Genomic DNA, 12,462 nt, shown 5'->3' with positions numbered 1-12,462 from the left:
AAAATACTTATAACTTATTAATTTTACTACAAAAAAAGTTGGTGATTTTTTTCTCAATCTAATTTTAGACCTTTCTTCATGTCATTCTTACACTGAATGTATATACAATGTAATTACAGTAAGATATGGTTTATTTAAAAAGCAAAACGACAAAAATGAATCCTAATAAAAGGTGTAAACCCTTTAGTAACAACAGTTTTATTCAATAAAAAATGAACAAGCATACTCATGATTAAAACAGCCTGCTGAACAGCGGCAAAAGGTCATAGGCACAAAAAAAGAACGGACGGCTGACGACCGTCCGTTCTTATATATATTTACAACCCCCTCAGGAAGCGTGAGAGATTTTGAGGGACATCCTGAGGTTGTCTGGTTTGCTATTTGTTACAGGCAAGCTTGTTTGAAATGATGACCTTGTTAACATCAACTTCAACTGCAACAATGTTCTGAGCCACATGACCTTCAATATGAGCTACATTGCCAAGGCAAGCTTCTACTTTGGATTCCATATCAGGAGCAACCCTAACGATAATTTCGCCGGTCTTGTCACTGAAGAGGTATTCGCCGTCATTAATTTTTTTAACAAAAGATCCTGTCAGGGCAGCAAAGTCATCAGGTCCTGAAACTTTTGCCTCAGAAACAGTGTTGATAACATTGGAACCAACTTCAACTGCGTTAGATGTTGCTGCAAAACTTCCAATGGCCAGAACCAGTGCGAAAATAAGGGTTAAACGCTTCATAGTATTTTCCTCGCAATATTTTAATTTAATTTTTTTCTACACATCAAAAAAACAATTCTTAAAAGTTTGATGAAACACTTCGCCATCGATAATTTCCACATCAGGGTCAGTTTTCATCCCGACCAAGTGAACCATCCACCCCTGAATAGGTTTTCCCCTTGATCGATGAATCAACCTCTAGCGCACTTTGATTGATCGTGCAATCAAAAAGATGGTATTTTTGTGATTTTTTTATCAAACCGTCACAATTATTTTAAATAAGATGTTATATCAATATGTTAAACAATAATTTATTTTTTCAATTCACCCTTATGCTATAATAGATAAGACTTTTTAGAAGGAATTCTATCCCTGACACTTCAATAATAAATTAAAATTTGCCATTAATATTATGCAGAGTTACTTTTACATTCACATAATGAATTAAAATATTTCTTAAAAACTGGAAATTAAGGAGCTGACAATGGAAAGAGAAAAAATTCAAAAAATATTTGAAAATTTTTTTGAGAAATACAAAAAGACAGAAGGAGACAAAACCGTATGGTCTGCCTTCTGGGCGGAAACTAAAACTGAGGGCGTCCTTGAGCTTAACCTTACAAAATGCCCGAGAGGAACTGTCTTTAAGTTTTTTGTGGATAATAAGAAGATATCAGAAGTTATAGGCTGGGATGATTTCTTCAAAGAACTTGAAAAACTAAAATCAGACTACCCTAACCTCTATGATGAAGAAAAAATTTTCTCAGATATGGAATTCGCCAGTTAAAAAAAGGTCACTCTAAATTCATTATTCGGGGAAGGAGGCAAGAAAACCTAAAAATACAAAATATCACAATCAGATAATTGTCATTGCTATAGCTCAGCCGGGCTAAGTTGGATTAAGATTGGGACTATAGATTAATAGTGCAGTTTAGATTCTTAATCTCTACGCCTATATTTCAATTTTTTTTACATTATAGGCATTCCGATAGGCTTCCCTGAGGCTTATAATCTTTTCCAGCGGAACACCAGATCGCCTATTTTCTTTTTCCCAATTATCTAAAACAATATGTCCCATAAATTTAATAATTTCTTTTGCCTGCTCTTTTTTTAATCCGAAATTTTCAGACTGAGAGAGGGCATTGTTCAAAGTAGCCAGTCGTCCCTGGGTACCGATACTTAATTTTAAATAACTTTTACCGGTATCGAATTCCTGAGGCTGAGGAACAATGTCATAGGCAGGAGAAAGCCTCCAACCACCTGTTTCTACATCGTAAAGAAATCCATGATTTTTAAGATGGTCGTCATGATTGTTAATCATGATATTAAACACCATACGCCGAAAAAGCTCTTCAAGGTCTTTTTTCAAAAATTGCTGCACCCCATAGCGTCTGATTGCCAGAGCTATATCGGCATATGATCCTTTTTCCATATTATCTGCCGAGGTTAATGTCATTGCCGACAAAAAATGGAATCTTTCACCGTTCTCACCACGATCAAATCTTTTGATCAAAAAGACATCCCGGCCAGCAATCTGGATTACCTCACATTCAGGAACGCGAATACCGCACATGCGGGCCAGATTCATTGCTGCCAGTTCGATTCGGCAGGTTGGCCAATGTTCCAATTCTTTTGAGAACTTAGCAATCATAGGATTACCATGATAGCTAACAACGGCCTTTGGTTGAGCTCCTCCTACTGAAGATCCTCTGATAAAAAATCTTCTAAACTGTGGTTTGACCACAACATCATCAAGTACTTCATCAACCAGACTGAGCATTTCCTCAAAATCCAAATGTTCTCCGACAATAGTCTTGGGCCTCCATTCCGGGCAATGAGGTTTGGGACCATATAAATCAGGACCAAAAGCAAGAGCTCCTATCCGGTCTTTTTGATCAAGAACTGTAAGATAATCAAAGAGGCTTGGGGTCTTACCAAATTCCCCTGCCGCTATATCCAATAGATGTGACCCCCAACCGTCAGGGCTTGCATCATGAAAGACCCTGAATAACCCCTCAGTCTGAAAATGATCTTTGATCAAAGGTAACTGAACAGGATCAAGAGGAATGGCATCCCTGCGTTCAAGATATCGACGTCCATAGTCGAATTCGGACAGAATTGAATTTACATCTTCTGTTATCACAAGCCGGCCTGCAGGAACAAAATTATTCCCCAACTGGATATATACATACGTTTTATTTGTGCTCATTATTAGAAATCCAACTCTTGAATTTTATTTCTTGGCGGATCGACTCTTTTCTTACGATTTTTATTTTCCAGACTTTTTCCAAGTGAATCATTTTCCGGTTCTGCCACCTGAGCAAGGCTGCCCACCAACCCCAGGACATCAAGAACCTGTGCAATAGCGCCAAGCCCCACAGTGGGCTCTCCTGTCTCTACTTTACGCAGCCTTAGTGGAGACATCTGTGCCCGCGCAGCCAAATCTTTCTGTGTAATTCCACGGCGGATTCTGGCCAATTTAATATTTTCACCAAGAATACGCAGAGTTTCCTGAGCCTGACTGGATAAGCTGATATCTGAAATAGATTTTTTTGCCATAAAACAACCTCAAAAGAGTAATAAAATTACTTTAAAACTGATTTAAAGGAAATATATTTACTTTTTAAACGTATGGCAACAATTTAAATAAAAGGCTAAAAAAGACTGCTAATGGCTGCTTCCGATTGGCCAAAACCCAGCTGATCAAAAACATACTATTTTATTAAGCTGACTTCCAATTCATTAAACTGCTGAAAATTTGCCAGACTTTATTTGCAACATAATGAGGCAACAGCTCAAAATCACGTAAGAAACACTATCACTAATGAAACACACTGAATAATATGTTATCCAACTGATGGAACAGCACATTATTTGATCCAGCCGGAATCATATTTACGTTTAAAAATGAAAGAGGCCTGTGGATAAATCCACAGGCCTTTTTCAGCTTTCTTATGGAGGTAGGTTGACTACTTTTTTATACGAGAGGAGTGTTCTTAACCAGATTCCAGATTCCGCACGGGCAGACACTTGCACAGAATCCACATCCTATACATTTATCAGCGTCGCAGACCATCTCAAAATCTTTCGGGTTATCTCCGGACTTACGAGTTATGGCCCCGCGGGGGCATACAGTTTCGCAAAGTCCGCAATCACGACATGAACCGCATGACGAACATTCTGCACCACACTGCTCAACATCTTCAAAAATATTGAGGCGGGGATCAAAGTATTCAAGGGTCATTCTATCGTAATCAATAGTCTCTTTAAGACCGCTCTCAGGACGCTTTCCGGTGAAAATTTCATCGATAATTTCAGCGGTTTCGCGGCCATGTCCGATAGCATGTGTCAACAGTCCGGGACGAACAATATCCCCGATTGCGAACACTTTAGGATCAGTTGTCTGATAGTTTTCATCAACAACAACGTGACCACGGTCAAGAGCGATATTATCCGGCAGGAAATCTACATCCGGCTGATCTCCGATGGAAATCAGTACGGTATCAGCTTCAATAACTTCACCGCTTTGCAGGACAACACCTTCTTCAGTGATCTCCTTGGTGAAGCAAGGCCAGCGGAATTGTGCTCCGTAGGCTTCAGCTTCCTTGCGTTCCTTACCGAATGAAGCCGGTTCCTGAATATCAATCAGAGTAATGCTTTCCGCACCTTTCTGACCGCATACGGTTGCGACATCACAACCGACATTACCAGCGCCGATTATAACAACTTTTTTACCGGGCTTGGCTTTATCCTGCTTGGCTTCCTTGAGAAAAGTCAGTGCCGGAATCAGGCGTTCATGACCGGGAATAGGGATAATTCTCGGCTTCTGGGCTCCTGTTGCCAGAACCACGTAGTCAAATTCTTTTTTAATTTCCTGAAATTCTTCTGCAGAAAGTTTGTGCTTAAGATGTGAATGGGTGACGACATCGGCAACCCTCTTAAGTTCTGTTTCAATAACTTCTTTAGGAATACGGCTTTCAGGAATGGCAGAAGTAATCTTACCACCAAGTTTTTCGGCCATGTCGAAAACAACTGCTTCATGTCCGAGACGGCGAATGTGCCATGCAGCTGAGATACCGCCGGGACCACCGCCGATGACGGCTACACGCTTGCCTGAAAGTTCAGGAAGCTTGGGAGCTTTACTGCTGACACCCTTTCTACCAAGCTGGGTGATATCAACAGAAGCCATCTTTTTAACACCACGGGTACAACCGTCCATGCAGGGATGAGGACAAAGATATCCACAAACCGTTGCCGGGAACGGAGTAAATTCCAGTGCGAGGTCAACAGCTTCGTCAACAAGTCCGTCACGAACCAGCTGCCAGCGTTTCTGGACAGGCATTCCGGTAGGACAGCTTGCCTGACACGGAGCCATATATTTACGGTTCTCCCATACGGGAACAAACCTTCTGAGCTTTCCAGTTGTAATGAGCGGAATAGGACTTCTGTCAACCGAGGACAGATCGCCTATCAGACCGCCTTTACCGAGTTCTTCATCCCATACTTTAGTATGGAACTCACGCATGGAGCGACGGGCTTTACCCTTTTTCTCATAGGGGCTTTTGGCTGTTATAAGCTGCCATTCGGTGCGATCGGAAATTTCATCAAAAACCTCCGGGCGACCCAGCTTGGCAAGATTCTCCTTGAGATTCTCTGTCAGCCATGCCCATGCGTCATCGGTTATAGGTTCAAGTTTTGCGTCACTTGAAGAAAATCCACCTATAGGACCACGGACAAAAATTCGTCCGCCAACCATTCCTACACAGGGACGGTAACCGAGTACATTCGCAGGACTTTTAGCTTCGTATCCACAGACAATAGCGTCACCGCCGGCCATGAATTCAGCAAAATAGTCACCTACTGACCCGAGAACCCAAAGCTCCGGTGCGGGGAAACGGGGGTTTGTCTTGGTCATGGTCATACCACGGGCACCAATACTACCGCCGATTATTACCTTACCCTGAGCCATGGCATTGCATGCTCCGTTGGTGGCATCTCCCATTACGATGATTTCAGCACCGGCATTCAACCAGCCAACATCATCCGAAACAGGTCCGTGAACAGTTATGGTTGTTCCGGGAAAACCTTTGGAACCCAGACGCTGTCCGGGTGATCCAACAATATCGACCTCAATGGGTTCTTCTTTTGAAATCCAGAGTCTACCGCCAAGGCCGTGCTGACCCATGGCGTCTATTTCAAGCTTGCGGGCACCGTCACGGACTGCTTCCTGAATGCGCCTTTCAACAATGCGCGATTCAACACGTTTTCCGTTTTCGCTGCCGCTGATGCGTATAATATCTTTGGCCATTTTTTATCTCCGATATTTCCTGAGCTTCTTTTCTGCGGAATTAAACCACATACCTGATGCCGAGCTTTTCAGCAGCGTCCTTGTCACCAATTCCAAGTCCGTCGGACATGCCGATGGGCAATGAGGTGGAACGGCCCAGAGGGGCGATTATCTTCTTAAGCTCGATATCGAAACTCAGGTAGAAGTCTACCACGCGTTCGGCGACTTTTTCGGGATCAAGACGACGATAGAGCCTCGGATCCTGAGATGTTATACCCTTGGGGCAAAGGCCGATGTTACAGACGTTGCAGCGATCCTTTTCAGAACCGACACAGCCTGCTCCGGCCTGCATTACATACTTTCCTATCTGAACAGCGCTTGCGCCCAGCATAATCAGAGCGGCAGCGTTGGCAGCAAGGTTTCCGGATTTACCGATACCGCCACCGGCGATAAGCGGAAGCTCATTCTGCTTACCAGCGGTAACCAGAGTGTTGTAGCAGTCACGGAGGTTGCTTGCGATAGGATGTCCCATGTGGTTCATGGAAACATTGTACGCTGCACCGGTTCCGCCGTCTTCACCATCAATGGCAAGACCGGCGGCATAAGGATTACGTGTCAGGTTGTTCAAAACAGCAAGCGAAGTGGAAGATGCTGATATTTTGGGATAAACCGGAACACGGAAGCCCCAGGCCATGCTCATGGACTGAATCATTTTAGCAACGGATTCTTCAATTGAATACTGGGTCTGATGTGTCGGAGGGCTGGGAAGACTTACTCCCTGCGGAACACCGCGGATAGCCGCGATAAGTTCGTTAACCTTGTGCCACATCAAAAGTCCGCCGTCGCCGGGCTTGGCACCCTGACCATATTTGATTTCAATAGCGCACGGATCTACTTTCATTTCAGGAATAGCATGAATAATTTCATCCCATCCGAAATAACCGCTCGCAATCTGTAAAATTACATATTTAAGGAAACGTGAACGCAGAAGACGCGGAGGGCATCCACCTTCACCGGTACTGATACAGACCGGCATGTTCATTTCCTCATTGAGGTAGGCTACAGCCATCTGCAATCCTTCCCACATGTTGGGGGAAAGAGCACCGAAAGACATACCACCGATAACCAGCGGATAAATTTCTCTTACAGGAGGCTTCCAACCATGTTCCCTGAAGGTTTTGATGCTTTCTTCAGGTGACTGCACCCTTCCGAGGAGAGTACGGAGATTGAACTCGTGGCGGCCTGCGTCCAGAGCGGGGTCAGTGAGCATCGAGATACGAATGAACTTGATCTGATCCAGCAGGCTTTCACCGGAATTACGGCGACCGCCTCTTGTGCGGGGCTGTCCGCCCTGATTATTCTGAAAAGTGAAACTGGATGAATCGTCATCTCTATGCGGTTTAATGGCATTATTGGGACATACCATATTGCAGAGTGAACACCCGATACATTTATTGGTGGTTTCGCTTTTCTGGTCTATTGAATAATAAATTGAATATTCATTTTCTGCCTTCTTGCGCAGCCCGGCCGGAGTCTTGATCTCTCTTTTACGATGAACACCAAGATCAATGGCTTTGACAGGACAGACCGATGTGCAGCGACCGCACAAGGTACAGTTTTCCCTGTCCCAGCTGATCTGCCAGGGAATGTCTTTTACGCTTAGCGTTGAAGGGGTAATTGGTCTTTCTGCGAGCATTGGATAATCTCCTTGCAGTCTGGGCCGACAATGGCCATATCAAGATGCATGGGTTGAAAATCTTTAGATTTATCACGATCCGGGATGGCGGCGTTGAGTCCGCATATTTCAGACGAAAAAGCGTAGATACCGTCTTTTCCGCCAACCACGCCGGGGCGAAGCTTCTTACGGTCCTGAACCATAAACATCTGACCGCCCGGCATGCATCCTATAACACAGTTCGGACCATCGATGATTAGCTTGCGACAGGAACGCTTGAGCGTTTCAAGAAATTCGCGGTCAGGGTGGCTTTTCATTTCATCATCATTCAAAGGAGTGATGATGTGCTTGAAGGCCCTGATATCCAGACCCAGCTTTTTAGTAGTAAAATGTGCAATGTGAGCAAAAACTTCTGAGTCTGACTGGTAGCCTGAGTAACCGAGAACTCCACGTGACTGGAGGTATTCCTTGATGGGAATAAATGCCGTGTTTTCACCATTGGTCATGGTACAGACACCTTCAAGGAAAAACGGATGGCAGGCATAGAGATTGATTGCGTAGTTGGTATTCTGCCTTCCCTGAGCAAGAATCCTGCGAGCTTTCAGCTCTTCACGGTCAAGGGCAAGATACCTTCCTATTTCGAGAGGATCACCGACTTCTTTGAGCATGATGGTATCAGGCCAGAAAGAAAAGACCATCATGTCTCCGCTCTCCTGCCCTGCATCACGCAGCTCAAGTCTCATTGAAACGAGTTTGTGTCCGCGTTCTTCTTCGGAAAGATCGTTCCATCCTTCAGGTACATCATATACTATAGATGCATAAGTTCCACGCTTAGGAGTACCCGCCGGCGGCTCCTGATCGGGAGTGTACATCAGACTGTATTTGACCTTAAACCCGCGGTCAGTCATATATTTATCAAGGCTGTCCAGCCCGTCTTTAGAAAAAATACCCGAAAGAATCGGAAGTTCTTTCATGTCCTCAAAAGGTCCGCCAAGACCGTTGAGATACAGCCCCACACCGGAGCCGTCGTGCCCTTCTTTCATAACATTAAGGGCGTCGATGGCGCGCATGGGTGAAATCGGATCTCGGCTAGTGAGTGCAAATAAGCGGCACATGGTCTCTGATCACTCCATGATTATAAGGTTCACAACCGGCGGATCTGTTTTTTTTACAATTTGGTGCAAAAAATCACTAAAACCACCTTACAGCCTCATCACAACCTGCTTTTCCTCCTTCAGAAAAATCTTTAGCGGGGTCGCCTGCCCGTTCCGGAAAGTCTCATGACAATCAGGTTAATCTGCTTGTATTAAAAACTTTATATGGAGACACTCTTTCGTGTCCGGGTATGACAAGCGGCTATCGCGCTTCCGGCAGAGGAGGCTGTCTGCCAGCGACTGCTTTTAAATTCGAATTCCGAGCGAAAAGCGGATGTCAAACATGTCAGAAAAAAACAAATTTGACAAACACACGACAATTGTACTTTTGTCTCGATGAGTTTCAGTTGTGAATAGTTGCTAAAAATAAACATTTTAGTAAATATTGATTATTCAATCAACATAGAGCTTCACCTTGATATTAATATAAGTATCTGATTATTAATGATTATTTTTCAAAACGATTGAATGCAATATTGATATTTTTATATGAATTAATCTTTTAAATTGAAAACAAAGGTCTTTCTGTAAATTGATTTTATCCGCTATACGCAGCTATAATTTAAGCATAAAGCAATACATATTTTCAGCATAACAACTTTAAATAATATGTTTTTATTTTAAAAATGGCAGAAATAATTTTTTTTATTGATTTTTATTCTTTTTTTGACAAATAATATATTTTTATTATTTTTTACTTTTTTGTATGTATTTTTAAAATAACAATATCAACAGACATAATTGAGTAACAATTTAAATTTATTGATAATATTAAAAAATGAACTGTGGGAGTTAAAAAATATTACAAAAATGAAACATGATTATTCAGATACAAAAATGAAACATTTCTAAAAAATAAAACCACGTCCAAGAACGTGCTTTATAATAATCCTTGATCCTGCACCAAAGAATGTGGCTGAGATCAACAAAACAAAAGCCATCTGAAAACCTGCACAGAATAAAAAATAAAACTGGACATAATCATGTTTTCCGGCAAGACACAGAAAATATGCATTCAACGACTCAAAGACAACCGCAAAACACCATTTAGCGATGAAAAATAACGAACTTGATATAATCTATCACGACAGCAAGATAGTCGTAGTCAACAAACCCAGTGGTCTGCTCTCGGTTCCCGGAAAAGGCCCTGAGAATCAGGATTGCGTGGTAACAAGAATACAGGCCATGTTTCCTGAGTGCAGAAAATTTCCCACCGTACACCGGCTGGATATGGATACATCGGGCCTTTTAGTGCTTGGCTTTACAGCTCATGCAGTGAGTGACCTTATGGAGCAGTTCCGCAACCGTAAAGTATTAAAAAGCTACGAAGCTCTTCTGGATGGCATTATTGAAGGCGATAGCGGTGTAATAGAACTGGCTTTCAGACTTGACCCGGAAAACAGACCTTATCAGGTATACGATCCGGTAAATGGAAAACGTGGGGAGACCCACTGGCAGAAGCTGGCAATTGAGAATGGCAGAACAAGAGTAAAATTTACTCCCAAGACAGGAAGAACACATCAGTTAAGACTTCACTCATACCATCCTGAAGGTCTTGGAGTTCCAATTGTGGGAGATCGGCTCTACGGCAATGGGACAGGACCGGGACAGCTGAAACTGCATGCCCGATATCTCTGTTTTGAGCACCCTAAGACCAAAGAAAGAATGGAATTCGACGTAGCGCCACTATTTTAGGAAGATCATTTCAGAAGATTAAATAAACACAATGGCATCAGCCAGATACGTATGTCCTGCTGCTGAAACTGATGTATATATTAATGATGCAAGCAACACCTGCTGTAAAAGTACTGCAGAATAACAATTTCCAACTTATAGAATGTAACTTTAACTATTGCCATAAAGTAAGTGTGGTATTATAATATAAAATCGTTATTAAGACCCGCAAATTAGATAGAGCAACAGGACCCGAAAGAGCTTGACCAAGTTTCAAGTATGTTCTACCCAAAAACTTTCCGCGTCTTATTCGTCTCTTCTTTTATGACATCACAAAAAAGCTTCTTAACCTGCGGTTAAGGGAGCTTAAAATCGCCGGCTGGATCAGGCTAACGTTCAGCCGATGCATTTTTTTTATTTGAATTCTAAGGGCATAAGGCCACAATTTTAACATAAAACAGTATATGAAGCGGTCCCGCAGAGATCAGGCGGTCGCTAAAATTATATAAAACGCGAAGCGAGAATCGAGGTTTTTTGAAATGAGCAGTATTCCTATTTCAGTCCAGGGTTTTGAAAATATCAAAAAGGAACTGGACAGACTGAAAAAAGAACGTCCCGAAGTAATCAAGGCCATAGCCGAAGCCCGTGAAGAAGGTGACCTTAAAGAAAACGGAGGCTACCATGCTGCAAGGGAACGGCAGGGAATGCTTGAAGCCAAAATCAATTATATTGAATCGCGTATCCCGCAGTTTCAGGTAATTGATATCAGCACCCTTAAAGGCCCCAAAATCACCTTTGGAGCAACAGTTACTCTTGAAAACATTGAAACCGGTGAGAACAAGACCTACACCCTCATGGGACCGGATGAAAGTGACTTTAAAAAGGGCCTTATTTCAATTGAATCACCTGTAGGAAAAGCTCTGCTTGGTAAAGAAGAAGGTGATGAAATAGTAGTAAATGCTCCTAAAGGCAGAATTGAGTATGGAATTGTCGAAGTTGAATTTAAAGGCATAGTTCCAGCTTAAGCTTTATTCCTTTAGCAAATCAGATAATTATAAGGGAGCGTTTTACACGCTCCCTTTATTTTGGCTTGATATGAATGCAAACGGATTAATATTTCCTCTTCCGGATATTGATATTTCAGATTCAGACGAAATTTCATGTTCCGGTTTCTGCATTGAATGCGGAAAAACTCATACATTCAGGCAGGGCAAAGCCCAAAATGTAGCCCGGCATCTTCTAGCCTGCATTGAAAAAAAAGGAAGCATAGATCTTCTGGCTGAAGACAACGGCAATCCCCTTTTTTCACTGGATTACCTTTATTCAAAAGCCCGTGGGCAGATGTTTGGTGTAATGACTGTTGTTGATTCTGAAGGTCGAGAAGGTTTTATTCAGGCATTTTCAGGGCAATACAACAGTATTTGGTCTGTACCGGGATGGGTTCCGCCTATCCTGAATGAGACCGAGTTTAATGAATTGACCGTAAATATTGAAAAAGAAATTAAAGACCTTGGTAAAAAAATTGCTCTCCTTGATAAGGGTGATCCCATTCTGAAAGAGCTGAAAGAAAAAAGAAAAAAAATTTCAGCCGACCTTATGTCCGCAATCCATCGGCTATTCAGACTTAATAACTTCAAAAAAAAATCCCTCCCACTCCCAGAAGCAGCCCTACCGGGGAAAGGCATTCCAACCGGAACAGGTGAATGCTGTGCCCCCAAGCTTTTAAATTACGCGGCTCTAAACGGTCTGCACCCCACTGGAATAGCAGAAATATACATAGGTAAAGAAAATCGCTCCTGCTCCAGAAAGCATGGGGTCATATACCCTTCATGCACTGAAAAATGTTCATTGATACTTGGGTTTATGCTCTGCGGCCTTCAATAAGAATTTAGAGATACCAATATTCACCCAAATCGTCCTCAAAAATCTGCTAAAAACAGATAGAACTATTCAGGA

Annotated in this window: 10 protein-coding genes; 4 read left to right on the top strand and 6 right to left on the bottom strand. The window is 42.5% G+C overall.

Features of this window, described 5'->3' with window-relative positions; all coding sequences use genetic code 11:
* Positions 1-377 precede the first annotated feature (377 nt).
* Positions 378-740 (bottom strand): NirD/YgiW/YdeI family stress tolerance protein, encoded by a 363-nt coding sequence (locus G496_RS0111495; RefSeq protein WP_027179416.1) that lies wholly within the window; start codon positions 738-740, stop codon positions 378-380.
* A gap of 463 nt (positions 741-1,203) precedes the next feature.
* Between G496_RS0111495 and G496_RS0111485 the strand changes: the two genes are divergently transcribed.
* Positions 1,204-1,503: a hypothetical protein gene (locus G496_RS0111485; protein ID WP_027179415.1), complete on the top strand. Its 300-nt coding sequence runs from the start codon at positions 1,204-1,206 to the stop codon at positions 1,501-1,503.
* Positions 1,504-1,668: 165 nt separating this feature from the next.
* Here G496_RS0111485 and G496_RS19515 read toward each other — a convergent pair whose 3' ends face one another.
* From G496_RS19515 to G496_RS0111460, 5 genes are all read right to left on the bottom strand, one after another.
* A complete protein-coding gene (locus tag G496_RS19515; RefSeq protein WP_169725752.1) occupies positions 1,669-2,859 on the bottom strand; it encodes a type II toxin-antitoxin system HipA family toxin in 1,191 nt (396 codons plus the stop codon).
* Between the two features lie 68 nt (positions 2,860-2,927).
* The gene (locus G496_RS0111475) at positions 2,928-3,275 is read right to left on the bottom strand and encodes a helix-turn-helix domain-containing protein (protein ID WP_027179414.1); all 348 of its coding nucleotides are present in this window, start codon (positions 3,273-3,275) and stop codon (positions 2,928-2,930) included.
* A gap of 418 nt (positions 3,276-3,693) precedes the next feature.
* Positions 3,694-6,024, bottom strand: a complete 2,331-nt coding sequence (locus tag G496_RS0111470; RefSeq protein ID WP_027179413.1) for an FAD-dependent oxidoreductase — start codon at positions 6,022-6,024, stop codon at positions 3,694-3,696.
* 40 nt (positions 6,025-6,064) lie between these two features.
* The gene (locus G496_RS0111465; protein WP_027179412.1) at positions 6,065-7,699 is read right to left on the bottom strand and encodes a glutamate synthase-related protein; all 1,635 of its coding nucleotides are present in this window, start codon (positions 7,697-7,699) and stop codon (positions 6,065-6,067) included.
* Positions 7,663-8,793 carry a class II glutamine amidotransferase domain-containing protein gene (locus tag G496_RS0111460; RefSeq protein ID WP_027179411.1) on the bottom strand — a complete coding sequence of 377 codons (1,131 nt, stop codon included), beginning with the start codon at positions 8,791-8,793 and terminating at the stop codon, positions 7,663-7,665. The genes G496_RS0111465 and G496_RS0111460 overlap by 37 nt, the downstream gene beginning before the upstream one ends.
* 1,092 nt (positions 8,794-9,885) lie before the next feature.
* Here G496_RS0111460 and G496_RS0111450 point away from each other — a divergent pair.
* The 3 genes from G496_RS0111450 (at position 9,886) to G496_RS0111440 (ending at position 12,390) form a co-directional block, all read left to right on the top strand.
* Entirely contained in the window at positions 9,886-10,527 is a 642-nt protein-coding gene (locus G496_RS0111450) for an RluA family pseudouridine synthase (RefSeq protein ID WP_027179410.1), read from the top strand.
* A 518-nt stretch (positions 10,528-11,045) separates the two neighbouring features.
* Positions 11,046-11,531 carry a transcription elongation factor GreA gene (gene greA / locus G496_RS0111445; protein ID WP_027179409.1) on the top strand — a complete coding sequence of 162 codons (486 nt, stop codon included), beginning with the start codon at positions 11,046-11,048 and terminating at the stop codon, positions 11,529-11,531.
* Between the two features lie 70 nt (positions 11,532-11,601).
* The gene (locus G496_RS0111440) at positions 11,602-12,390 is read left to right on the top strand and encodes a hypothetical protein (protein WP_245577910.1); all 789 of its coding nucleotides are present in this window, start codon (positions 11,602-11,604) and stop codon (positions 12,388-12,390) included.
* Positions 12,391-12,462 lie beyond the last annotated feature (72 nt).

It is taken from the genome of Maridesulfovibrio bastinii DSM 16055, from assembly GCF_000429985.1.
GTDB classification, from domain to species: Bacteria; Desulfobacterota; Desulfovibrionia; order Desulfovibrionales; family Desulfovibrionaceae; genus Maridesulfovibrio; species Maridesulfovibrio bastinii.
This window is presented reverse-complemented; position numbering and strand designations above follow the sequence as displayed.